The organism is Mesorhizobium sp. B264B1B, assembly GCF_020165765.1.
GTDB lineage: Bacteria > Pseudomonadota > Alphaproteobacteria > Rhizobiales > Rhizobiaceae > Mesorhizobium.
In genome coordinates, this window is sequence record NZ_JAIUIS010000011.1 from 171,953 (window position 1) to 194,619 (window position 22,667).

Genomic DNA, 22,667 nt, shown 5'->3' on the forward strand with positions numbered 1-22,667 from the left:
GTCATGGACAATAGGGCGGCAAATCTATCAGGGAGCGCGACGGCGAAGAGTATCGACGCCCTTGTGACGCCGACCCTGCTGCTGGACCGCGGACGGCTCGGACGCAACATTCAACGCCTCGCTGAACGCGCCAAGAAGCTCGGCGTGGTGCTGCGTCCGCACATGAAGACGGCCAAGAGCATCGACGTCGCTTGCGACGTGTTTCCACAGGGACCCGGTCCCATCACGGTCTCGACCGTCGCCGAGGCGGCGTATTTCGCGGACCACGGCTTTCGCGACATCACCTATGCCGTCGGCATCTCGCCGGCTTCGGCAAGGCGCGCCATGGAGCTTTGTCGCCGTACCGGCGCCGATGTGAAGCTGCTTCTCGATTGCGTGGACCAGGCCGACGCCCTGGCCCGAGTGCGCGAAGCCACCGGCATGACGCCCTCGGTCCTCATCGAACTGGACTGCGACTACCATCGCGGTGGCTTGAGGCAGGACGACCCAAGATTGCTCGACGTGGCCAACAGGGTTGTCGCTGCCGGTGCCAAGCTCGTCGGCGTTCTCGCTCACGCGGGCGAATCCTACGGCTTGAACACACCCAATGCGCTGGTCAAGGCAGCGGAGAACGAGCGTTCAGCCGCCGTGCGCGCCGCTGAAATCCTGCGCGCTTATGGCCACGCCTGTCCGGTCGTCAGCGTCGGCTCGACGCCGACAGCGCATTTCGCCCAGAACCTGGAGGGTGTCACGGAGCTGCGCGCCGGCGTCTACATGTTCTTCGATCTCGTCCAGCATGGGGTTGGCGTCTGCGACCGCGACGATCTCGCAATTTCCGTTTTAGCCACCGTTATCGGCTCCAAGCCGGAAAATGGATGGGTGCTGGTTGACGCTGGGTGGATGGCGCTATCGCGCGACCGGGGAACCGCAAACCAGCAGATCGACCAGGGTTACGGCGTGGTCTGCGACGAAAAGGGGCGCGTGCTTGAAGATGTGATTGTGGCCCAGGCCAGCCAGGAACACGGTATCCTCTCCATTCGTGCCGGTTCCGGGAAATCCATGCCCGAACTGCCGCTCGGGTCTCGGGTCCGGATCCTGCCCAACCATGCGTGCGCGATGGCTGCCCAGCATGACTTCTACAGCGTCGTCAACGGGGACAGCCCCAAGATTGAAACGCGTTGGGAGCGGATGCGCGGCTGGTAGACGCGCGAACACACGCCTCGGACGAGCCCACTCTAATCAGCACTGGCGGTCAAGAAAATGAAATTTGCCTCTTACTGGTTGGATAAGTCGACGCTGATAGGCAGCACCATGACTGATGTCATGGATGGGCGCCCCGACCTGAACCTCTGGAAGGATTTCGAATGGCCAGCGATACCCGGCTATTTCGGGCGCCCCTGGTTCCTGCCGGTTCTGGGTGCCTATTCCCGTATTAAGGATCTTGTCGCGTGATCCCGCCCCTCGAACATCTGTCGCGCAACGGCCACCTGGACAAGTTCTTCATCGACGGTCGATGGGCCGAGCCACGCGGCACCGCCAAGGGCTTGGTGGTGAACCCCTCCACCGAAGAGGTTGTGGCTCGGTTTCCGCTCGGAAACAGCTTGGACGTGGATGCGGCCGTTGCAACGGCCCGCCGGGCATTCGCCGCCTGGAGCCGGACCACGCCGGAATATCGTGCCGGTCTGCTCGACCGCCTGCAGGCGCTGGTCGAGGCGCGCAGTGAACTGCTTGCGCAATGCCTCACCCTCGAAATGGGCGCGGCGATTGGATATGCGCGCACCGCCCAGGTGCCGCTGGCGATCGCGCATATCAAGGTCGCTCGCGATGTGGTGACAGCCTTTCCCTTCGTCAAGCAGCGGGGCCAAACCGCCGTCACCCACGAACCGATCGGTGTCTGCGCCTTGATCACGCCATGGAATTGGCCCCTTTACCAGATCACCGCCAAGGTTTCGCCCGCGCTCGCGGCAGGCTGCACGGTCGTGTTGAAGCCGAGCGAGCTTTCTCCCCTGGACGCTCTGCTGTTCGCCGAGGCGATCGAGGAAGCCGGCTTCCCTGCCGGCGTTTTCAACCTCGTGCAGGGTGATGGTCCGGGCGTAGGTGCTTGTCTCGCCTCCCATCCCGATGTCGACATGATCTCCATTACCGGGTCCACCCGCGCGGGCATTGCGGTGGCCCAGGCGGCAGCGCCGACGGTCAAGCGTGTCGCGCAGGAGCTCGGCGGCAAGTCGCCCAACGTGATCCTGCCGGACGCCGATCTCGACCGCGCCGTTTCCCTGGGCATAGCCGCCGCCTTCCGCAATCTCGGCCAGTCATGCAGCGCTCCGACACGCATGATCGTGCCACGTCCGCTGCTCACCGAGATTGAGGCAATCGCCAAGAGGGTCGCGGCCCAGATCGTCATTGGCGATCCTCTTTGCGAAGCCACCACTCACGGTGCGATCGCCAATCGTGCCCAATTCGACCGCATCCAAACCATGATCGGCGTCGGCATATCGGAAGGCGCCAAGGTCGTCATCGGCGGACCTGGTCGTGCACACGATCTGAACGTCGGCCTCTATGTGAAGCCGACGATCTTTTCGGCCGTGCGCACTAACATGCGCATTGCACAGGAAGAGGTTTTCGGTCCAGTTCTCTGCATCATCCCCTACGACACAGTTGATGAGGCCGTCAGCATTGCCAATGACACGGTCTATGGTCTGGGAGCCCATGTGCAGGGCAATGATATGGACGCCGTCAGAGACGTCGCATCGCGCATTCGCTCCGGTCAGGTGCATCTCAACTACCCGGCCTGGGATCCGCACGCGCCGTTTGGCGGTTTCAAGCAGTCCGGAAACGGACGCGAATATGGGATCGAGGGCATGCTGGAATATCTGGAGGTCAAATCCATCCTCGGCTATTTCTAGGCGATCTTTGCCCGGCGCAGAGGCGCGCCGTCGGAGCCATTCATGCCAAGAGTACAAGAGACCGACGGTGAATTGGTCGAGATCATCATGAACGAAGCCAAGTTTCGCGGCCAGTTCGTCCTGTTCGACCTCAGAGAGCCTTTATGAGCCTCCATTGGTTCAATCCCCCGGTCTCTATCAGGACTGGCAAGCCTGGCATGACGTATAGCTGCAACAACGTCGAGGGTGCAGCTCGGGAGCTCATGGGGTGGAACGATCGCGGCCCCAAATGGGACCTTGCGGTACGCGCCTGCCTGTCCTGTTTGGCTGGCGACATGACACCTGAGGATGTCCGCCAGGCGTTCATTGCCGCTGCTGAGGAGGGAGGCAAGCTGCTTGCCAGCGGTTGAGACTATAGCTTACTCCATGTCTGGCACGTCGCCACCCACAAACAGCGTCGTCGGCTCCCGTATTCGCGCAGTACCGGGTTGGCTTCACGCGACCTCGCAATGACGCCGGCATGGTTCCCCGCCAAGTCCTTGCGGTCCATATCGCCCGATCTCCAGTCGGCTGGTCCGAAGACAGGCCGGAGGTCGCCAGTCTCATCGCGGCCAAAGGCGGTGACGACGATTAGCTTCGGGGCTTTATGTTGCGGCATCAGGTTATCTGAGATGGGGGTCCTCTTTGGGCTGGAGCAAGAGCCGGTGGACGTTGAGCGGTGGAGGGGGCAGAACCTCGGTCATCTCGAATAGAGGCACCGATAGGCCGCCTTGCTCTGGCGCTGTGTGCTTTGACTTAAGGTCCGCTATTTCCTCGTCGCGTCTGGCAATTCGGCTTTCCAGATTGGCGATACGCTCAGTCAGCAAATACCGTCCAACAGCGAAGCCGCCGCCTCCAAACAGCACGGCAAACGTGGCAAAGGCTGCCGGGTTGGCCGCTACCAGCGCAGAGTTACTCTCAATGAAAGCGATAAGGTCATGCATTGAGGGTTGTCTGTCTCACCCCAGCACAGGCGGCGTAGGATCGAAGCTGATCGCCACGAGCCCCGGATGCCTGTGAGCGAGGGCGAGGATCTGTGTCTCAAGCTCGCAGTTGTAAGCCATGAGCGCCTTTACGGTCTCAAGGGGCGTTTCGTAGCGGGCGATGAGCTTCTCCGCCTCCGCGTGTAGTTCGGCTTTGGTTTCGGCGTCTAGGTGCATCGTGCCCATTGCAGTATTTTCCTAACGGGTTGCTCTGCGGGGTGCCGAGCGCGCGTCAAGGCGGTCCTGAAGGTAACCGTTGAGAACGATCATTTCCTTGAGGGCCTTCATCAACGTCGCCCTTGTGTACGGCAACGAACCTGTCGACGGTGGCTTGAAGGGCAGCCTCTTGCCGGCTGTCGAGTGACACAACGCAATCCACCTGAACGCCTCCTAATGTCGTGGACAGTGAACAAAAATGGAACAAAACTGTCAAGAGTGAAATGACTAGACGAGGAATAAATCCCTTTTTTTGGGCTCTGCCTGACAGGGATGGAAGACGGAAGCGCGGGCCGCACGCCGACACCTGAAGCGTGCGCGTCAGTGCCTTCATGGGCATGATCAAGTGAGCAGAGAAACGGTTGAGAGAATCGATGGGATGATCATAGCCCTGGCCGCGGAGGAGTGCTCTTTCTTTGCTTCCTCTTCCCCTTCGGCCATCGAACGACGCGGAACTCTGAGGCCGCCTCGTCCCTTTAAGGCATAGCTCTACCTGCTGAAGGCAACCAGGATGCCGAGCTCTTCCTGCATGGCGCCATGTGGCCCTCGATGCAGGAACTCGCAGTCCATCGAGGGGCCCCGCTGGCTCCCGCCGGCGGGCTCTTCAGTCACCCAGCGAAACGAAGCCGCTTCCGGCAAGTCCGGAGACTAAAGGAGGTTCCGATGAGAGAGCACGGCGGCGGACCCGAAGATGACGAGGGCATGCAGTTGCTTGCTCGGCGGCTGGCTTGAGAGGTCGGCATCCCGGAACGAGAACCGCGCGGTCAAGCTCATTGGTACCGACTGGAGTTCTTTGGGCGCGAAGCAAGTTTCCTGAAAAACCAGCGCTGGCCATTGTGATCTCGGCCAGGATCGCTGCCCTTGAAGGTCTTGCACGGCCGGAGGTCTTGCTGCATGTTTTCGGTGTTGGATTCCCGGGAGAAAATCATGCCAATTCAACAAAAGGCGGCGGAGGCCGGTATTTTCGACGCATCTGAGTTGGCACTGCTTGGGCGGGTTTTCCACAACCTTAAGCTAGGCAACCCATCGCCGGATGAGCGCGAGTTCATTGCCTCCCGAATTATCGCGAATTACATGGCAGGTGTGGTCGACGAGGCGGAGTTGGTTTTGCTCTCGAAGCAGCCGCTTGGCCGTTAGCCAACTCGCGGAACTTACCGCCTGCCCAGTTTTTGCGCTTCGGGGCCTTGTCGGTCTTTTTCTTTGACGCGAACAACGTACTCTTTCCGAAGTTGGAGCGCCGGAAGCTTCGCAGCGATACTCCCAGCTTCCGCAGCCCGTCTCGCCCACGGCAATGGCTTGCGGCTGTGGTATCCGAGTCGGCAGGCAGAATGATAACCATTCGCGCCTGACGCCTCGGGAAGAGCGGTCTTCCCGCTACCAGAAACACGATGACGAGAGCGCATAGCGCCAAGACTGCGGCGAAGGTGTTTGCTGTGAACTCGCCAAGTTGCATGACCATCCTCGTAAGGGACACGCGGTTAGACGAGTACCCGAAGATACCGACGAACAAGGGATCTTATTCCACGGTGCTTCGCAAAGGGCGGCAAAAAGATCGATTGGAATGGAATAATATCGGGCACAGCTCAGTAGATGGCCCAAGAACGAGCGTGAACGGAAATGCGTGGCGCGTAAACCGATCGTCACGATGATACAGGGAGCGGTAGCGAGTGCTGGAGGGTGGCTTGCCTCTCGCAGCTTGCAGGCGGGAGGAGCACGCTCCCATCGGCCCAGCGGTTGCCTGTCCCTGTCCCTGACCGCTGGGCCGATCCTCGGGTTTTCGGCCGGCAGACGATGAGTCCGAGTTGGAAATGGCGCTCGGGCTAACGCAGTATGAGACGGGATGAAAACGACGATCGACGTCATACCGCATCTGGAGGATCTTTGGCGCTACGGCCGGGTGCTCACAGGCAACGATTCCGACGCCGACGATCTGGTGCAGGAGGCCCTCGCCCGTGCGCTGTCGATGGCGGGCGGCTATGACACCTCCAGACCGCTGCTTCCCTGGCTGATACGGATCGTTCGGAACACTTTTTTGACCGGCGCTAGCCAGGCCAATGCCGACCGACGACGCTTGGCGTCCATCGCGGACATGTCCGACACTGCGTGGCCGCCATCGCAAGAACATTGCGCCGAGCTCTCCAAAGTCGGAAGGGCGCTCGCGCGAATGCCGGCCGATCAGGCCGAAATACTCCATCTGGTTGGAGTGCTGGGCTTTACCTACTCCGAAGCGGCCGAACTGCTTGGAGTGCCGCCAGGAACCGTGATGTCCCGGCTTAGCCGAGCTCGCGCTGCCTTGAAGCACAACATGGAAAATTTGGACGATGGAGCTTCCCCTCATTTGAAGGTCGTGGGAGGGCGTTATGTGGCCCGATAATCGTGTTTCGCAAGAGGATATCGGCCGCTTGCTGGATGGCGAGCTGTCGCCGTCGCAGAGATCCGAGCTGGAAGCCAGGCTTGCCCGCGATCCGGAACAGGCGGCAGAGGTTTTTGCCCACGCGCAGCGCATGGAAGCGTTGCGCAAGTCCCAACCCCGGCGGTTGTTTCCGCCCAGCGTGAGCCTGAAGAAAGCCAGGCAGCTGGAGAGGGCGTTTCGCCGCAGGAAGATGTTCACATTGCTCAGACTTCAAGTCGCGGCCGTCGCGCTGGTTGCGATCGGGTGGTCGGCCAACTCGCTGACCGTGCCGCTTCGCCAGGGAGGCAAGACAGCCGATGAGACCTTCATCCTGGCCGCCCGAGATGCCTTGCGGGTGGCACAACTGAATGCAGGTCCGGAGACGGGCACCGAGCCGAAGCAGGACAAGATCGAGCGACTGGTTGGCGCCGTCAACGTCAGCATGCCGACCCTTCCATCGGTATGGGTTGTGAAGGATGTCCAAGTACAGCCTTGGAACGGACAGCAAAGCCTGGTCGTGACGGCCGACACACCAAGCGTCGGTCGGATCACACTTGTCGCGGCTCCGATGAACGGCGAGGACGCCGTTTCGCCGACCACAGCGACCGACGGTCGCGTCCCGACAGTCTATTGGCAATCGGGAGGCACAGCCTACGCCCTGATGGGCTCGGCCGCGCCGGACCGGCTTGAGGTGGAAGCAAAGCAAATCGAAGTGGCAACGCGAAGAAACGTCTCTGCGAAGATCAGGGGCTAAAAGGTTGGCAATGGCAGAGGGAAACATATGCGCTCAGCAATTGGTCTATGGAACTCCGTACCGTTCGTGATCAGTTGGAAAGGTACAGGTTGGACTTGCTTTGATCGGTCGGCGACGGCCAGCGCGCCGATAGCAAAGACAGAGCAATGAACGTCCTGTCATTCGAAAGGCGGTATTTTCCCGCCACGTGCCCTGTCTGCACCGGCACGGCGCTCGAGGCCGACGTCACTCTTCGCAAGATCGAATTCCAATGTGCGTCTTGCGGAGGTTTCGAGATCACTTCCGCCGCGCGCTCTGCAATGAAAGGGCTGTCGCAGGAAAACCGTTCACTGTGGTTGTCGCAAGCTAGGCAACAGGGTTCCACGATTCCGCTGGTTGCTTGCGCAAACGAGACCCTCCTAACCGACCACTTTGATGACACAGGCTGATGTCCAAGGAAGTGCGACCGCGCGGGCACTTCCTGACGGCCCGGCACCAGGCTGGGGTGGTGTCGGGCCGTTTGCATCTTGGCGCAATGAGTTCCATCCCAGGGTCCTATTCTTGATATCGTGACGATCACCATGCGCAGATTGGAAGAGTACGAGGAAATTGGTCTCATAGGGTATCCCGGTGACGGAGAGTACATCGCCGTTCTGCGAGACAGCGAGCGCCAGAACTGGCTGCTCGGCGGTGAACGGTGTGGGCTGAACGGGACCCTCCTGGCGCATCAAGCAGCGGCTCTGCCCAGGTACTACCCGCACGGATCTCGCCTCGTTCTGGTGACGATAAGAGACAATTGGATTGTTGCGCTCCGGGACTACGGCGGCGCGGAAAACAGCCAAAACGCCAACGGATGATCGCGAGAAGGGCCTTGACTGCTGGGAAGAAGGATACGGCCAGGCGGCACACCGATCTTCAGGCCGCGGCCATGCTACGTGCTTCGACGATAGCCTTTGATGTGCGCACTGAAACGGCAATTTCGGAAGTCGCCGCCGAGATGAGCCTCGATCGGTTGGAGGTCATTCGCCTTGCGCTTCGAGAATGGCTGGCGATGCGCAAAAGCCTGCGCTTTCCCTCGGACATCCCGGAGTAGTTCATCATCCCTGGCTGAGGCAAGCCATGCCGCACAGGCACGTCAAGGCCGGCACAGTCTGGACTTCTACGAGCCGATCAACGTCCTCAAGCCCGTGGCCTCGATCTGGATTGTCGATGGACCTGAAATCAGGTTCGGCGTGGGCTGGCTGAAATTCCCCTTCACGCATAACGATCCTTCGGCCGCGCTGTGGCGAGCTGGTCCTGCATTCGTCTGTGAGATCTTGCGTCTGTGAGATCTTGCCCAAACTGCGATCGGGGATCGGAATGCTGGGATCAATTCGGTTCCTGGTTGCGCCGAACTGGTTTCACCGTTGGTGCCTGCCTGATTGGAAAGCTGCTGTCTCCCCAGATATGCTGGTGGCCACCGGCACCGGCCCTTGAAGCCACGCTTCATACATGGTCGCGCCTCCATTGCGACGGTCGCGCGACATAGCGCTGCCTGGCGAAAGTCCAAGATCGGCAATCAGCTCTTGGTGTTGTCCTGAGCTACGCTGTTCGCCGGGATTGTGTCCATCGCTGCCAATTTGTCCGCACATAGATCTGCGGCGCCTGGCACATCCTTCTTCATGCCGGCCAGTTTGACCCACCCGCCATCGCTGATGAAGCTGTCTCTCTGGTAGGAAGACGTATCCTTCAGCTTGGCCAGGTTGTCGCTCGCGTTGGACGCAGTGATGAATTTTTCCACACAAAGATTGGCCGCCAGTTCAGCCTTGGCCTTGATAGCGGATGTATTCGCCATTTCCGATGCCGTCCCTGCCGTCGTCCAGCCACCGGCGGTGAAGCCGACGATCATCGTCAATACAGCAGCACCCACTAGCGACCAAAACCAAAGTGTCTTGGAAGGTTGGTATTCGTCGAAGCGTTGCGACAGTGTTCGATCGGTTGTCATAGTTTCCTCCTTTTGAGATACGCTCTTCGTTTCGGGGTGATTTCCGCAGCCGTGGGCCGACAGTGGCCGGAATTCGAGCGATCATCGGCAGGACAATGCTCCCCGGCAAGATCGATCCAGTTCAGGAAACAGGGCAGGGGGATGCAGGGTCCGATTGGCAGCACTTTCGGGCGCGAGCACGTGGGCGCCGATCCTCTATCGTCCTCACCCATCTCCCGCACTCTGGCGCCTGAGACGACGTGCTTGAGCATCCGGAAATTTCCCAAAACGGCAAGAGCGGACAAACTTCACCTCGATGCTGCATATACCGAGCCTGCCGCCAAACTATTCCAAGCTAGTCTCGATTATGTGAAGTCGCGGTAGGCTCCGTCGCCAATAGCCGGAGCTGACGACATGGCGCAAACGGCGCCCTCATAGGATTGAGGCCCCGCAAACAGCCCGGTCAACTACGTCGGCAATCAACGGGAGGTGAATGGCTGCTCAGCAACTCCTTGCCTGGAAGCTGACGATCGGATTGCAGTCCCACCGCAGTCGTCCAGTGGCAGATCAGTTGGATATCCGGCAACGTCCATAACCATCATCTTTTTTTGCTGGTCTGCGGGCATCTGATCGATCAGTTCGGCGCGCTACGGCTCCTGCTTCTCCATCTCATTCGATTGGCCGCTTCTTCAGCGGGTGTGGCGCGGATTGAGCAACCGGTTCCGCGAGGGGTAACAGAAAGGGCCAAAGGCTCTAATCGCCACTGGATCACAGTGCAGTGGCAGGTCAGGAAATAGCAATCCCCGACCGCAAGAGCAGAACTGCAAATCTCACGCTCCGCCCATATAGATGTCCATGATCTGCCGGTCGTCGTGCACGTCCTGAGGCCTTCCCTCGAAGCGCCTTTCGCCGGCCGCCAAGATGTAAAGTTTGTCTGCAATGGGCATGGCCTCGCGGATGTTCTGCTCCACCATCACGATGCCGATGCCACGCGAGGTGAGGGTGGTAACGCGTTCGAGCGTCTCAATGACCATGGCCGGCGATAATCCAGCGGAAGGTTCGTCGAGTAGAATGAAGCGAGGTTGCGAGACCAGCGCTCGCGCCAGCGCAAGCATTGCCTGCTCGCCGCCTGAAAGCGAACCGGCCGCGGTGCGCCGCCGCCGCGCCAAAGAGGGATATTGCTCGATCAGCGCCTCGATGCGCTGCTCGACTAACCGGCGGTCCGCGATGGCGTAGCCACCCATACGCAAATTTTCCATCACCGTCAGGCGTGGGAACACGCCGCCGCCCTGGGGCATCAGCACGAGCCCTTCGCGCACTATCTCATGAACGGCAAGGTTGGAGAGCGTTGTATCGCCCAGGCTCGCCCTGCCGCTCCACACCGGCAGCGCGCCGGCAATGGCCTTGAGCAAGGTCGACTTGCCACACCCGTTCGGTCCGAAGATGCAGGTGATCTTGCCAGCCTCCGCATTAAGCGAGACACCGTGGACGATCTCCTGCTTGCCATAGCCGGTGACGATGTTTTCTGCCGTGAGCGTGGCGCTCATTGCGGCCGCCCCAGATAGGTCTGCATGACTTCCGAGTCGCGAACAATGTCGTCGAACGAGCCGCTAGCCACGACACGGCCTGCGTCCATCACGATGATGCGGTCGCACACATTGCGCACAATCTCCATGTCGTGCTCGATGATCAGGAAGGTGACGCCGCGCTTGCGCAGCCGCGCGATGGCCTCGACGATAATGTTCCGGATATTTGGATGCACGCCCGCCGTCACCTCGTCGAGCAGAATGAGCGAGGCCTGGCGCATGATGACGCGCCCGAACTCCAGCAGTTTCTGCTGGCCGCCCGAAACGTCGGAGGCGCGATTGTCGGCGACATGGTCCAGCTTCAGCAGCGCCAGTGTTTCGGCCGCCCGTTCACGCGCGCCCTGCCAATGGCCCTCGGCCGCTGCTGCCAGTAGGTTTTCTATGACGGTCATATTGTCGAACATGGCCGGAATCTGGAAGGTGCGGGCAAGCCCCAGCCGCGCGATAACGTGAGTCTTTCGGCCGCCGATCTCGTGACCGTCGAAGCGGATCTGGCCGCGATCAGGGGTGACCGCGCCCGATACCAGGCTGAACAGTGTCGACTTGCCCGACCCATTAGGCCCGATCAGGCCGGCGATCTCGTGCCGAGCGACGTCCAGGGAGACACCGTTGACGGCTTTGATGCCGCCGAAATGGCGGTAAAGTTCGCGCACGACGAGGATAGGGTCGCCGCCGCCAGCCGTTCGGTCGTCGGCCACGCTCAATTGGGCTCTCCCTGGTCACCGCCGACAAGCTTGTCGACCGCCTTTTCCAGCACGGCGCCGGAGTTGCCGGCGCGCTTCGAAAACAGGCCGGCGATGCCGTTCGGCATGAACAGCACCACCAGCACGATGGCCGCGCCCAATATGGCGATATAGAAGGCGGTGTCGCCCCAATACATCCAGATCAGCCGGTTGACGACGAACAGCCCCACGCCGCCCAGTGCCGGCCCCCACAGGCTGCCCAGCCCGCCCAGCAGCACCATGACCACCATCTGGTCGGTGATGTCGCCGCCGAAGACGCTCTTCGGATTGATAAAGGTGACCCAGTAGGCGAAGATCGCGCCGAACACGGAGGCGGTGACGGCGCTGAGCACAAAGGTCTGCAGCTTGACCAGCGAAGTGTTGATGCCCATTGCCTCGGCCGCCAGTTCGTGGTCGCGCAGCGCCTTGACCTTCAGCCCAAAACGTGAGCGCTCGAACAGCGCCCAGGTGATTAGGTAGGTCAGCGCCGCTGCGGCGAACATGGCGAAGTAGAAGAAGCGCTCATCGAGAAACGGCGGCAGTCCAATTCCGCCGATGCCGCCGGTGAAGTCCATCACCGAGGCGAACTGGATAAGCACCTCGGCGAAGGCCCAGGTGGCTATGGCGAAATAAGCGCCACGCAGGCGCAGCGTCGGCGCTCCGATTATGATGGCAAACAGCGCTGTCACAACCATACCGGCGGGGACGGTGGCGAAGAAGGGCCAGGCGAGCTTGTCGCCCATCAGCAGCGCGGTGACGTAGGCGCCGAGCCCGAAAAAGGCCGAATGGCCGAAATTGATGTAGCCGGCATAGCCGCCAAGTATGTTCCAAGAGCAGGCCAGCCCCGCCCACATCAGTGCGCCGGTGGCGATACGCAGCCAATAGTTGTTGACCAGCATCGGCAGCAGCGCCAACACGCCGATCACCGCGATCAGCAGGAGGACGCCGGCCCAGCGTGGGTTCATGTCCGGTCTCACAAGCCGTGCCGCAGGATCCCGCGCGGGGATACGAGCAGGACGAGGAACAGCGTGGCGAATATCGCCAACAGTGAATAGCTCGACCCGACATAGGTCGCAACGAAGGCTTCGATGACGCCGAGCAGCAGCGCGGCGACAAGGGCACCGCCGACGGAGCCTAAGCCGGCAAGCACAGCCACGAAGAATGCGAACAGCGTATAGCGCAGGCCGACCTCCGGATTGACTGAAAAAATTGCACCCATCAACACACCGGCCATGGCAGTGATGCCTGCATAGAGTCCGTAAACATTGGCGCTTAGGCGGCGGATGTCGACGCCCATCAGCGCCGCGTTCTGCCGGTTTTCGGCCGTCGCTCGGATCGCCAATCCATAGCGGGTGCGGTAGAGGAATATGAACAGTCCGCTGGCGATGGCGACCGCGAACACCGCCGCCGCCACGCGGATCAGCGGCACCGTCAACGGGCCGACGGCGAGGCTCTCGCCGCTCAAGGCCGTCGGAACGCTGTGGGTATTGAAGCCCCACGCGGTCAGCATGCCGCCGCGCAGCAGCGTGAACAATCCGAAGGTCAGCGCCAGCGCCATCAATTCCGGCCGCGCCGTGCGGCTGTTGCGGACATTGTAGAGGATCGGCCCGATCAGATAGCCGATGGCGCCGAACAGCACGAAGGCGACCGGGATCGCAAGGAATCCGTCGACGCCCAGTCCAGCGGCCATGTAGTAGCCGAGATAGCCACCCAGTACGACCCAGCCGCCCACGGCGAAATCGATGACGTGCAGCACGCCGAAAGCGAGCTGGAATCCGATCGTAAAGGTGGCGATGACGCCGCCGATCAGAAGGCCGTTCAGCAAGGTCTGTAGGAAAAGATCCAAGGTGCAAACCGTCCCTCAGTAGGCAAGCGAAAGAGCGGGAATGCCATGGCGAGGCGAGCGCGCTCAACGGCATGGTCCGTCATTTTCCGCGCACGCGCAACCGTGGTTCCGCCTGGCAGAGTGATGGCGACGAGGCCGCCCACACCCTGTCCAAAACCGCCTATTTCCAGGCCGGCAGCGGGTAGGTGAGGTCTGCTGCCGCGGCTTCCTTCGGCCCCACCGCCACGGTCTTGCCACCCTGAATCTGGATCAGCACCGGCACCGGCTGGACGTTGTCGTGGTAGTGGTTGCCTTCCTTCTCGAACTTGATCGGCCCATAGAAGGTCTGGATGTCGGTGGCGGCTATCGCGTCCTTCAGAGCCACCCTGTCTTCGGGCGTGAGCGCCGGCTTCTTGCCAAGCCGCTTGACGGCATCGCCGAAAACGAGTCCGCTGGCCGCGCAGGCCGCTTCGGTATAGTCGGGCTCGTGTCCAGACTTCTTTTGCGCCATCTCGGCAAACTGCCTTGCGGTGCCGAAGACGTCGTCCTTGTACGGCACCGATGGCAGCCACACGGAGACGCCGCAGGTGCCGTCGGCGTCAGCGGCAAGCGCCTGGGCAAAGGCCGGGTCGGTGACGCCATAGTGCATTATCAGCGCCTTGGGCCGGAAGTTGAGCGACTTCGAGGTCTTGACGACGTTGATCAGCGGCTCCTCATGGCCGCCGACGGCGACGATGTCGGGGTTGAGCGCTGCGATCTTGGAGATGACCGGGGTCAGGTCGCCCGAGGCCGGTACCAATTCGTAGGCGACGAGTTCCAGTCCGGCTTCCTTGGCCCCGTCGCGAAAACCTTCGCCGGTTTCCTTCGAGAAGGGCTCGTTGACACCAATCACTGCAATCGTCTTGGCCGCTGGGTTGGACAGTTTCGCCAGTACGGCCAGCGACTTGCCTGCGGTGGTGTCGACGGCCGGGATGATGCCGAAGTTGAATTCCGGCTTGGCCTTCCAGACGTTTGGCGATTCCGCGGAGCCGGAAATCATTGGCACCTGGTACTTCTGGCAGATCGGCTGCACGGCGATGGTCGAGCCGCTGGTGTAGGGGCCGAACAGCACATCAACCTCGTTCTGCACGATCAGGCGCTCGGCGGCATCGGCTCCCGTCGCCGGGTTGCTCTGGTCGTCACCGTAGAACATGTCGACCTTGAAACGCTGGCCGGCGACCTCGACGCCGCCCTTGGCGTTTATGGCCTCTGCCCAGAGATCGTAACCGCGCTTGGTCAGGTTGCCACCGAGTATGTTCTCGCCCGACAGCGAGGTGATGACACCGGCCTTGAAGGTCGCCACCTGCGCGCGTGCCGTTCGCACGAACGGTATCCCCAACGTGCCGGCCGCCAAGGCGACGGCGCTGCCGCCGAGGAACCGGCGGCGAGAAACTTTGCTTTTGATGGACATCATTCAACTCCCTTTGTCCGACTGTCAGATTGGAAACCGATGATGTTCTTGTTCATACCACAAGACGCGGTTGTGCGGCCAGGAAGATTGCCTCACGAGGCGGCTTTGGGTCCGAGCGGTCTTCGCTGGATCGAAAAGACGGAGAGCTTTGCGGGAGCTACAGGAGGGTTGAGGATGAGAAGGACGGTTCACACCGAGCAAACGGGGTGGCGCCCAGGCTGAAGGAACGGGCTGGCACGACAGGCCGAGGTTCTCGTAGAGCGTGACGCTCCCGGCGCTGCTGGAAACGGCGGTCGCCGAATGGTCGATGCCAAGACAAGTTTCGCCGTCTGATCGATCGCCCGCTTGAACTTCAGCACCTTGTCCGGCGCGCTGAAAGACAGAAACAACACGCCCAACAGGCAGCGCACAGGGAACGTGGCGAGGATAGCGGGCGTCGGATGCTTTCTTCGGGCTCCGGCTGAAGTGCGCGCTCGGCGCGCTCCCGACTCAGTCTTACATTGGAGCGTTGGATTGGTTCGCAAGCCGCGATCACATTCATGTTCCTGCGCGTTACCGCATTGTAATGGCGCCAGCCGGACCTTTTGGTCCGCGGTTGCGTTTCATGGGAGCCGGCTGACCTGGCAGTGGCGATAATTTTAGTTCCAGGCGAGCTTCTTTTCGAATGAGTTCTCCATGTCCGATCACAAGCCTCTGGCGCGGCAGAAAGCCATCGTAACGGGGGCTAATTCAGGCATCGGCGAGAGCGTTGCCGTTGCGCTTGGCCGGGCGGGCGCCGACGTGGTGGTGAACTATGTCGAAAACGAGAACGCCGCGAACGCCGTCGTGGACCAGATCCATCGGGCCGGCAGCAAGGCGATCGCCCACATGGCCGATGTCTCGATGGAAGACCAGGTTCGAGACATGTTCGAGCGCACGATGCGCGAGTTCGGCACCATCGACATCCTTGTCGCCAATGCCGGCCTGCAACGCGACTCGGCGTTTGCTGACATGCCTTTGGCGACCTGGACTAACGTTCTCGGCGTCAATCTGACCGGCCAGTTCCTTTGCGCCCAGGCTGCGACACGCGAGTTCCTGCGGCGCGGCGTGGTGCCGTCCGTCTCGTGCGCGGCCGGCAAGATCATCTGCATGAGTTCGGTGCACCAGGAAATCCCGTGGGCAGGCCATGCGAACTACGCCACCTCCAAGGGCGGCATCAAGCTGCTCATGGAAAGCATGGCGCAGGAGCTGGCCCCCAGACGCATCCGCGTCAACGCCATCGCGCCCGGTGCGATACGCACGCCCATCAATACCTCCGCCTGGGATACGCCCGAAGCGCTCAAGGGCCTGCTGACGCTGATTCCGTATGGGCGGATCGGCCTGCCGGAAGACATCGCGCGGGCAGCCGTCTGGCTGGCGTCCGACGATTCCGACTACGTTGTCGGTACCACGCTTTTCGTCGATGGCGGCATGACGCTCTTTCCTGGCTTTTCGACCAACGGCTGATCGGAATGGACGGCGGTCGGCGATGCGAGCTTCTTCCCTCGATCGCGGTGGTCAATCCCACACTGACAATCATCGCCAACGCGCGTCGTGTGGCGGATAGGAGCGGCTTACATGACGGCGACATTTTCATGTGACCTGAACGGACTGGCGACGGAACTGCCGCATTTCTGGGAACACACGATCGGCAGTGGGCACGCCACGCTCGGCCTGCGCGCAGACTGGCAGGCGCAACTGAAGCGGACGCATGATGAGCTCGGCATGCGCTATGTCCGCTTCCACGGCATATTGTGCGACGAGATGGGCACGCTGATCGGCGAGGGCAACACATTGTTCTATTCGTTCTTCAACGCCGATCTCATCTTCGATTATCTGCGCTCGATCGGTATGAGGCCGTTCGTCGAATTGAGCTTCATGCCCGTCGCCCTGGCGTCCGGCGACAAGACCGCCTTTCACTACCGCGCCAATGTCACGCCGCCGAAGGACTACGCGCAATGGGCGGTGCTAATCCGCAAACTGGTGAGCCACTGGGTGGGCCGCTACGGCCTGGACGAGGTGCGCCAATGGTTCTTCGAGGTCTGGAACGAGCCGAACCTGACCGCCTTCGGCAGCGGCAAGCAAAGCGACTATTTCGAGCTTTATCGCTATACCGCCGAAGCCATCAAAGGCGTCGATAAGCTGTTGCGGGTCGGCGGTCCGGCGACGGCCGATAACGCGTGGATCGAGGATTTCCTGAATTTCTGCCGGACCGGCGACCTGCCCGCCGATTTCGTCAGCACGCACCATTACCCGACGGACGATTTCGGCCAACCAGGCGACGACACCGAAGCGCAGCTCGCCGCCAGCAAACGCAGCGCCCTGCGCGACGAGGCGCGAGGCGCGCGCAAGCAAGCGGGCGACGTGCCCCTCTATTATACCGAATGGTGCACCTCCTCGAACCCGCGCGATCCCTTGCATGACGACCCTTATGCCGCCGCGTTCATCGTCAAGACCGTTCTGGAAGCGAACGGACTGGTTGAGGGATACAGCTACTGGACCTTCTCCGATATTTTCGAGGAGAATTATTTTCCCTCGCTGCCCTTCCAGGGCGGGTTCGGACTGTTGAACATCCACGGCATCGCCAAGCCGGCCTATCGTGCCTTTCAATTGCTGCATGGCGCTGGCACCGAGATGCTGCCGGTCGAGGGCGCTCACGAGACGGTCGACGCCTGGTTCGTCCGCGGCGACGGCGCGTCTACGCTGATACTGACGAATTTCGCCCTGCCGCGCCATCCGATCAAGACCGAGGAGGTGTTGTTCACGCTGAAAGCCGCGTCGACTGCGACCACGGCTTGCGTGCAACGCATCGACGCCGAGCACGCCAACGCCAAGCGCCGCTGGGAAGAAATGGGCAAACCCGAATATCTCGACGCGCCGACCGTGGATAGACTCAAACATCTTTCGGAGCTTCGCAGCGAGCCGGTCGCGAGCAAGAGCGAGGCCGGTAGCTTGGTCCTCAAAATTGCGCTGCCGCCGCTATCGGTCGCCGCCATTCGTCTGGCGAACACGTAAAGCCGAGGCCCGCTTTCGGAGACGTACGCTAGGCCGGCCGCTTCACGACGCTGACCACTTCTCTGGCTTGCATGAATTCAGGACGGCGTCTCGCGCACGCTGACCGTCCTCGGTATGGTTTGGCTTGCCATTCAAATCCATTGCCAGGTTGGCGTGGCAGCAAATATGCACGCCCCGTTCGGGTTCGGGCTGAACGGGGATTTTCGTAACGTGATAGCCTTGTCGTCGGAAACTTGTGGGGATTGGCGCCTTTAGGTCGCCAGAATCGCGATAGCTGTGGCATCGCTCGTGACCGCCTGGGGTCGACATCTGGCGCGCCTTGCCAGGTGGTTTGAATCGGACCGCCCAAACCCGACCAAAGTCTGATTCCGAAGCGCAAAGGTCTGAAGCGTGAAACAACGCAGGCGAGGTCACATTAGTAAGGCGACCGCCGATCACCAGTCCCTTCATCGCCGGTCGATTGAGTACCCGCTTCATGTGGCGGGTACTAATATGGTGGCTTGGCCGGCAGCCTGGTACATGATTTGTGTTCGCAGCGGTTTTGGTGAGTGTTCCTTGTTTTCGGCAAGCCGTTGTAGCCCAAACGACAGGCTCGATGGTGATCATGCTGCCCGTCCATACAATCGGCCCCGCTCTGAATGGCTGACTGCCAAGCGACATGGCTGACGAAGAACGGCTGGTCCTTAAGATCCTACAGGCCGGCACCCAAGAATTCCGCCGGCGTCGGCATTGAAGTGACCCATCAAATGTGCCTAGATTGGACAAACATCGCTGGGGAGGAATGGCGATGATGGCCACGCAAACAGATACCACTCGAATGCTGGTCGAGGCTGCGCGGTTGAGTGTTCGGCGTACCGGACTGGAGATTGACGAACTTCACCGGAGCCTGAGCTTTTCCCGGAAGGCCGTCGAAGCCTCGCGCCAACTCTTGAAGCGCCTTCATGAGCAGCAGAAAGATCGCCAGCCGGGATCGTGCTCCGAATTTATCGGGCAGGCGGCAAAGGCACCGAGCGACATCTCCGCATTTGATTGCGACATTCTGCGCGAAGTGTTCAAAAAACTGGTTTTGGAAACCAAAGTGCCGGAAGACAAATGGCGCGATCTGGCTACAAGCCTGATCGTGGAATTTACCGACCGCAAACAGATCGAACCCGCCTTGATAAACTGGATCATCCGCAAGTAGGCACTGCCGCCGTGGAGGGTTGCCAGCCCCCTCTCTCGTCGCGAAAAGTTGTTCGGCGAATCTCGCTGGCTGAACTTCAGGTCCTGCTTCGTCACTGCGTGCCCCTTAACGCCGGCCTTGCCGATCTCAGGCACCCGCATGAAGGAACTGCTTCTCGACCGCCCTAGTATCGCGCTCGCCTTCTGGTGGAACACGCTTCAGGATGAAGGGCTGTTGCGCGAACGCATTATCGATGAGGGAAGGCGCGACGCCTTTTCGCGCATTGGATTTCTGATATATGAAATTTTCGTGCGCATGCGGGCTTTCGGCGACATTGTTGACGAGAATTTTGAATTCCCGATTACCCAAGTGGATCTGGCGGACGCGACAGGCCTCACACCTGTTCACGCCCGATATACCGAGACCTGCGCCCGCAAGGACAAAGACAGGGATAACCGAGAGGCCATCGTCAAAGCTCCCCACAAGACGAACAATTGGGATCATGGTGCGGTCTATGTGACGGCGACGCAATCGGCGTTGAGTCGGAGCAAGGCGTGGAATAGGCAACGCCAGGGCAAATGAACGCGTCGGCCAAGACATGAAGCAGAGATCGACGATCTGCGGCGCAAGGGGCTCGTCATTGGCATAGCAGCCTAGCGGTTATGCTTTCATCCGCTAGGAAAGCGCGCGGAGCGCAGCGGCATTCTTGACTTCCGGCGAACGTCGGCAAGTTCGTCAAGCAACCGCTATATGATCCCTGCCGAAGCATGGAACGATTTCGAGCTGGCGATGTTGGACCCTCGCACTGTTCCCATTCAGTGCTGTGTTCCCGCTGATTGCCCGCCGCCGAAAGGTGGCGGGCTTTTTTAGCATCGTGGAACATACCTCCACCTTCGCAGTTTATAGCGTTCCGATTGCTGCGTGTGGGGAAATCATGAAGCGAGACTTTGCAGACCTGTGCGCTTGGGCGAGCGCACGGGGCGTTACAATCTACCAGCGTTCAAAGACAGTATGGATCGCGGCTGGCGGCTATCGAGGTCGCGATTTGGAAGTTAAGGGGCGGTCGCCAGCTATTGCCCTCGCACTATGGATTGAGGCTACCCGGTACCGAGGCTCGATGTATGGCTGTTCTTAGCAAACAATTTGCTCGCACCCGTGCCGAGCCAAGGTGGCCGGCGCCCTTGTTGCGGGGGCGGGTGGGATAAGCCTGCCAGCCGCGCGGTGCAGCCTGGACCCTACAGCATGCCCACTACACGGGCAGGAGGGCACCTACCCCACCATCCGAAGCGGCATGTCATGACGGGAAATGATGCGTTCGAGTTCGCCTTCGTCCTCGATGCCGGCCTGAAACAGCGCCATCAGCTCACATGCTGCGTCGTTGGCCATGGCGGAATCCAAACTGCACCGTCTCTCTGAACAATACTGGATAAGAACCCGCTGCAGCAGTTCGAGATCGGTTGGATAAATGGCGATGTCTGCTGGATGATGCATGCGCATGCTGTGGTCCTCCGCAAGCCGATGCCTTTGTTCAGCAGCTTAAGGGGAGCCGCTGAGCACCCCCATCGCATCCTGCTCCTGCGCCGTCATTTAACTATGATATGCCCGCCCTGGATCTGCCGCCACCAGCCACGTCGCGGCTCTGTTTCCCGATCTTGTTCGTCGGTGGTCAACTAGTGCTCCCGAGGCATCGATCCCGCGCCGCAGGGAACACTTCCGCCAAGTCGAAGTTCGGCTTCCACAACGGAGAACCAATATGGCGGCCACTCGAAATTCAAACGACAATCGCATGCCAGAAAAGATGCTGCTCGGTACGGTGGAGATATCGCGCAAGCAAGCGGAGGATGAAGTCAGGGCACGACGCAGGTACAAAATGGCGAGGCGGGCTCGGGAATCAAGGCGAGGCCCGGCCATGCCTCGCATGGTTCTTGACGGACGCCACTAGCAGACCGCGGTTGCAGCCGCCTGGATCGACCTCTCTATCTAAGAGATGTGGCACCCTCGGCACCCGCGACCCGGCAGATCGGCACGACCTTTCACTTGGCAATATTCAATTCCCCAACTGCGATGCCGAACCTCCGAGCACCATAGGTTTCAGGGGATGCGCATGCCGCCGTGGGGCGTGCCAGGGTAGAGGTTGGTAGCCGCGGGGACGAACTGGGCTCGCGTTGCGGAACCGGGGTTCGTGTTCCCGAGACGACATGCTGAGTGCAAGTTCCGGGGATGCTGCCGACTTTCTCGGCCCCCCAGAAGGCGAAGACCGCAGCCTTCGCGTGGTTCCTGCTGTCGGATGCTGCTGCAGATGTGACCGGCAGGCAATACGTGGTCGATGGCGAGTTAACGATGCTGTAAACCGCGATCGCCGTTGGAGCTCTGGTAGCGTGGGCTGATCGACGGGCGGCGAGAACCGTGCCTACGCTGCCCGTTCAGATCCGAGCACTTCCGTTGCCGACTTGCCGAAATCGATCATGTGATGCTCGTTGGCATGAGGGGCACTCAGATGGGCTGTTGATGAGGCAAACCGACCCGATCCGATCAGGTCCGCGCGGGTCGTCGCAGACGAGCGGAAACTGTTCCCTCGTTAAGCATGCAGCTGGCGCTCTCTTCCGAGCTTGCAGAACTACTGCCAGGCGAGCGGTCGGCAACTGCCTGCATCATCATCAACTCAGTTCGAGCAACCTACACCTTCCCTCAGACCCCGCCGCTGTCTCCGCGATTATAGGCTTCGCGAACTGGCACATCGTCCGCCGACCTCAGATTGACGCACGGCCCTTTCGCTGCAAAGATATTAAGCATTTGTTTACCAAGCATCAGCAAGCGCTGACGATCGGAGGGGGTGTGGAATCGTTTCTGGGTACGAACCGCCTTAATTGGGATGATCGGGCCGAACTGCATTCGACTGACACAACGGGCAGCTACCAGATCGAAAACGTGCTGGCAGGGGGATCCAATCTCTATGAGCTTGAGACGAGCGAGCTCGGTAATATTGTCGGCAAGGATATCATCCATCTACAATGTCACATTGGGCTCGACACGATCAGCTTGAAAAATCTCGGCGCGCGCAGCGTGACCGGCCTCGACTTTTCACCGACTGCCATCGCCGCTGCGCGGGATTTCGCTTCCAAGGCAGGCACTGATGTGCGCTTCGTGGAAGCGCCGCTATTCGAGGCAGTCGAAGCGCTTGGCCGGACCTTTGACGTCGCTTACGTGACTTGGGGTTCGGTAAACTGGCTCGACGACGTGGGCCGGTGGGCGCGAGTGGTTGCCGATCTCCTGCGACCCGGCGGTCGGCTCTATATGGCTGAGGGCCATCCGTTAATGTTCCAGTGTGATCGCAAGGCCGCGGCACTCGAGTTGAAGCACGACTGGCGAACACCCATAGCTCAGCCGCTCGCCTGGAACGAGGAACTTACCTATACCGGCGACGACCGGCGCTTGAAGCATCCTCGCTACTATGAGTGGATTCATCCCATCAGCGATGTCGTGAACGCCCTGATTTCAGCTGGGCTCACGCTCGATTTTCTGAATGAGCATGACACGGTTTCGTGGCAGCACTTTTCATTTGCGGTGAGGGCCGGCAAGAATATGTACGGCTTGCCAAAGAACTCTCCCAGGATTCCGATGGCCTATTCCATCGGCGCGACGAAGCGGAGCGTCGGTATGATCCCATATCTCGCTGCTCCTAAATCCATGTGACGGTATGAT

22 protein-coding genes are annotated in these 22,667 nt (G+C 60.6%); 13 read left to right on the top strand and 9 right to left on the bottom strand.

Annotation, left to right across the window (positions count from 1 at the left end):
* Positions 1-3: 3 nt before the first annotated feature.
* The 4 genes from LB547_RS22330 (at position 4) to LB547_RS22345 (ending at position 3,271) form a co-directional block, all read left to right on the top strand.
* Positions 4-1,182, top strand: coding sequence for an alanine racemase (locus LB547_RS22330; RefSeq protein WP_140499523.1), 1,179 nt, complete (start codon positions 4-6; stop codon positions 1,180-1,182).
* A gap of 57 nt (positions 1,183-1,239) precedes the next feature.
* Positions 1,240-1,431 carry a hypothetical protein gene (locus LB547_RS22335; RefSeq protein ID WP_224646634.1) on the top strand — a complete coding sequence of 64 codons (192 nt, stop codon included), beginning with the start codon at positions 1,240-1,242 and terminating at the stop codon, positions 1,429-1,431.
* Positions 1,428-2,882: an aldehyde dehydrogenase family protein gene (locus tag LB547_RS22340; protein WP_140523349.1), complete on the top strand. Its 1,455-nt coding sequence runs from the start codon at positions 1,428-1,430 to the stop codon at positions 2,880-2,882. Before LB547_RS22335 ends, LB547_RS22340 begins: the two co-directional genes overlap by 4 nt.
* Before the next feature lie 143 nt (positions 2,883-3,025).
* The gene (locus LB547_RS22345; RefSeq protein ID WP_140499519.1) at positions 3,026-3,271 is read left to right on the top strand and encodes a DUF982 domain-containing protein; all 246 of its coding nucleotides are present in this window, start codon (positions 3,026-3,028) and stop codon (positions 3,269-3,271) included.
* Positions 3,272-3,523: 252 nt separating this feature from the next.
* Here LB547_RS22345 and LB547_RS22355 read toward each other — a convergent pair whose 3' ends face one another.
* Entirely contained in the window at positions 3,524-3,844 is a 321-nt protein-coding gene (locus LB547_RS22355) for a hypothetical protein (RefSeq protein WP_140499517.1), read from the bottom strand.
* Positions 3,845-3,859: 15 nt separating this feature from the next.
* The gene (locus LB547_RS22360; RefSeq protein WP_140523352.1) at positions 3,860-4,069 is read right to left on the bottom strand and encodes a hypothetical protein; all 210 of its coding nucleotides are present in this window, start codon (positions 4,067-4,069) and stop codon (positions 3,860-3,862) included.
* 924 nt (positions 4,070-4,993) lie between these two features.
* Between LB547_RS22360 and LB547_RS22365 the strand changes: the two genes are divergently transcribed.
* The 4 genes from LB547_RS22365 to LB547_RS22380 all read left to right on the top strand — a co-directional run bounded on the left by LB547_RS22365 (position 4,994) and on the right by LB547_RS22380 (position 8,317).
* Positions 4,994-5,236: a hypothetical protein gene (locus LB547_RS22365; RefSeq protein ID WP_411908964.1), complete on the top strand. Its 243-nt coding sequence runs from the start codon at positions 4,994-4,996 to the stop codon at positions 5,234-5,236.
* Between the two features lie 703 nt (positions 5,237-5,939).
* Positions 5,940-6,473, top strand: coding sequence for a sigma-70 family RNA polymerase sigma factor (locus LB547_RS22370; RefSeq protein WP_140499513.1), 534 nt, complete (start codon positions 5,940-5,942; stop codon positions 6,471-6,473).
* 130 nt (positions 6,474-6,603) lie between these two features.
* Positions 6,604-7,245, top strand: a complete 642-nt coding sequence (locus LB547_RS22375; protein ID WP_224656192.1) for a hypothetical protein — start codon at positions 6,604-6,606, stop codon at positions 7,243-7,245.
* 850 nt (positions 7,246-8,095) lie between these two features.
* Positions 8,096-8,317, top strand: a complete 222-nt coding sequence (locus LB547_RS22380; RefSeq protein ID WP_140499509.1) for a hypothetical protein — start codon at positions 8,096-8,098, stop codon at positions 8,315-8,317.
* A gap of 465 nt (positions 8,318-8,782) precedes the next feature.
* Here the strand turns inward: LB547_RS22380 and LB547_RS22385 are convergent, their stop codons facing one another.
* From LB547_RS22385 to LB547_RS22410, 6 genes are all read right to left on the bottom strand, one after another.
* Positions 8,783-9,208, bottom strand: coding sequence for a hypothetical protein (locus LB547_RS22385; protein WP_140523354.1), 426 nt, complete (start codon positions 9,206-9,208; stop codon positions 8,783-8,785).
* A gap of 809 nt (positions 9,209-10,017) precedes the next feature.
* Positions 10,018-10,734, bottom strand: coding sequence for an ABC transporter ATP-binding protein (locus tag LB547_RS22390; RefSeq protein ID WP_140523358.1), 717 nt, complete (start codon positions 10,732-10,734; stop codon positions 10,018-10,020).
* Positions 10,731-11,471, bottom strand: coding sequence for an ABC transporter ATP-binding protein (locus LB547_RS22395; protein ID WP_224656199.1), 741 nt, complete (start codon positions 11,469-11,471; stop codon positions 10,731-10,733). Before LB547_RS22395 ends, LB547_RS22390 begins: the two co-directional genes overlap by 4 nt.
* 2 nt (positions 11,472-11,473) lie before the next feature.
* Positions 11,474-12,460 carry a branched-chain amino acid ABC transporter permease gene (locus LB547_RS22400; RefSeq protein ID WP_140523360.1) on the bottom strand — a complete coding sequence of 329 codons (987 nt, stop codon included), beginning with the start codon at positions 12,458-12,460 and terminating at the stop codon, positions 11,474-11,476.
* An 8-nt stretch (positions 12,461-12,468) separates the two neighbouring features.
* Positions 12,469-13,341 (bottom strand): branched-chain amino acid ABC transporter permease, encoded by an 873-nt coding sequence (locus LB547_RS22405; protein WP_140499499.1) that lies wholly within the window; start codon positions 13,339-13,341, stop codon positions 12,469-12,471.
* A 160-nt stretch (positions 13,342-13,501) separates the two neighbouring features.
* Positions 13,502-14,770, bottom strand: a complete 1,269-nt coding sequence (locus tag LB547_RS22410; protein ID WP_210239474.1) for an ABC transporter substrate-binding protein — start codon at positions 14,768-14,770, stop codon at positions 13,502-13,504.
* Positions 14,771-15,445: 675 nt separating this feature from the next.
* On the opposite strand from LB547_RS22410, the gene LB547_RS22415 reads away from it, so the two are divergent.
* From LB547_RS22415 to LB547_RS22430, 4 genes are all read left to right on the top strand, one after another.
* Positions 15,446-16,255, top strand: coding sequence for an SDR family oxidoreductase (locus LB547_RS22415; RefSeq protein WP_140523363.1), 810 nt, complete (start codon positions 15,446-15,448; stop codon positions 16,253-16,255).
* 111 nt (positions 16,256-16,366) lie between these two features.
* The gene (locus LB547_RS22420) at positions 16,367-17,803 is read left to right on the top strand and encodes a GH39 family glycosyl hydrolase (protein WP_140499496.1); all 1,437 of its coding nucleotides are present in this window, start codon (positions 16,367-16,369) and stop codon (positions 17,801-17,803) included.
* A 790-nt stretch (positions 17,804-18,593) separates the two neighbouring features.
* A complete protein-coding gene (locus LB547_RS22425; RefSeq protein ID WP_140555438.1) occupies positions 18,594-18,986 on the top strand; it encodes a hypothetical protein in 393 nt (130 codons plus the stop codon).
* Positions 18,987-19,124: 138 nt separating this feature from the next.
* Complete coding sequence (locus LB547_RS22430; RefSeq protein ID WP_140499492.1) at positions 19,125-19,547, top strand: hypothetical protein; 423 nt, start codon at positions 19,125-19,127, stop codon at positions 19,545-19,547.
* A 687-nt stretch (positions 19,548-20,234) separates the two neighbouring features.
* On the opposite strand, the gene LB547_RS22435 is transcribed toward LB547_RS22430, so the two are convergent.
* A complete protein-coding gene (locus LB547_RS22435; protein ID WP_140499490.1) occupies positions 20,235-20,462 on the bottom strand; it encodes a hypothetical protein in 228 nt (75 codons plus the stop codon).
* A gap of 1,296 nt (positions 20,463-21,758) precedes the next feature.
* Between LB547_RS22435 and LB547_RS22440 the strand changes: the two genes are divergently transcribed.
* Positions 21,759-22,658: a class I SAM-dependent methyltransferase gene (locus LB547_RS22440; protein WP_224656190.1), complete on the top strand. Its 900-nt coding sequence runs from the start codon at positions 21,759-21,761 to the stop codon at positions 22,656-22,658.
* Positions 22,659-22,667: the final 9 nt, after the last annotated feature.

Coding starts and splice junctions, on each gene's coding strand:
- LB547_RS22330 (WP_140499523.1), top strand. CDS start 4: ATGGACAATAGGGCGGCAAATCTATCAGGGAGCGCGACGGCGAAGAGT.
- LB547_RS22335 (WP_224646634.1), top strand. CDS start 1,240: ATGAAATTTGCCTCTTACTGGTTGGATAAGTCGACGCTGATAGGCAGC.
- LB547_RS22345 (WP_140499519.1), top strand. CDS start 3,026: ATGAGCCTCCATTGGTTCAATCCCCCGGTCTCTATCAGGACTGGCAAG.
- LB547_RS22355 (WP_140499517.1), bottom strand. CDS start 3,844: ATGCATGACCTTATCGCTTTCATTGAGAGTAACTCTGCGCTGGTAGCG.
- LB547_RS22360 (WP_140523352.1), bottom strand. CDS start 4,069: ATGGGCACGATGCACCTAGACGCCGAAACCAAAGCCGAACTACACGCG.
- LB547_RS22365 (WP_411908964.1), top strand. CDS start 4,994: ATGTTTTCGGTGTTGGATTCCCGGGAGAAAATCATGCCAATTCAACAA.
- LB547_RS22370 (WP_140499513.1), top strand. CDS start 5,940: ATGAAAACGACGATCGACGTCATACCGCATCTGGAGGATCTTTGGCGC.
- LB547_RS22375 (WP_224656192.1), top strand. CDS start 6,604: ATGGAAGCGTTGCGCAAGTCCCAACCCCGGCGGTTGTTTCCGCCCAGC.
- LB547_RS22385 (WP_140523354.1), bottom strand. CDS start 9,208: ATGACAACCGATCGAACACTGTCGCAACGCTTCGACGAATACCAACCT.
- LB547_RS22390 (WP_140523358.1), bottom strand. CDS start 10,734: ATGAGCGCCACGCTCACGGCAGAAAACATCGTCACCGGCTATGGCAAG.
- LB547_RS22400 (WP_140523360.1), bottom strand. CDS start 12,460: ATGAACCCACGCTGGGCCGGCGTCCTCCTGCTGATCGCGGTGATCGGC.
- LB547_RS22410 (WP_210239474.1), bottom strand. CDS start 14,770: ATGTCCATCAAAAGCAAAGTTTCTCGCCGCCGGTTCCTCGGCGGCAGC.
- LB547_RS22415 (WP_140523363.1), top strand. CDS start 15,446: ATGTCCGATCACAAGCCTCTGGCGCGGCAGAAAGCCATCGTAACGGGG.
- LB547_RS22420 (WP_140499496.1), top strand. CDS start 16,367: ATGACGGCGACATTTTCATGTGACCTGAACGGACTGGCGACGGAACTG.
- LB547_RS22425 (WP_140555438.1), top strand. CDS start 18,594: ATGGCCACGCAAACAGATACCACTCGAATGCTGGTCGAGGCTGCGCGG.
- LB547_RS22430 (WP_140499492.1), top strand. CDS start 19,125: ATGAAGGAACTGCTTCTCGACCGCCCTAGTATCGCGCTCGCCTTCTGG.
- LB547_RS22435 (WP_140499490.1), bottom strand. CDS start 20,462: ATGCGCATGCATCATCCAGCAGACATCGCCATTTATCCAACCGATCTC.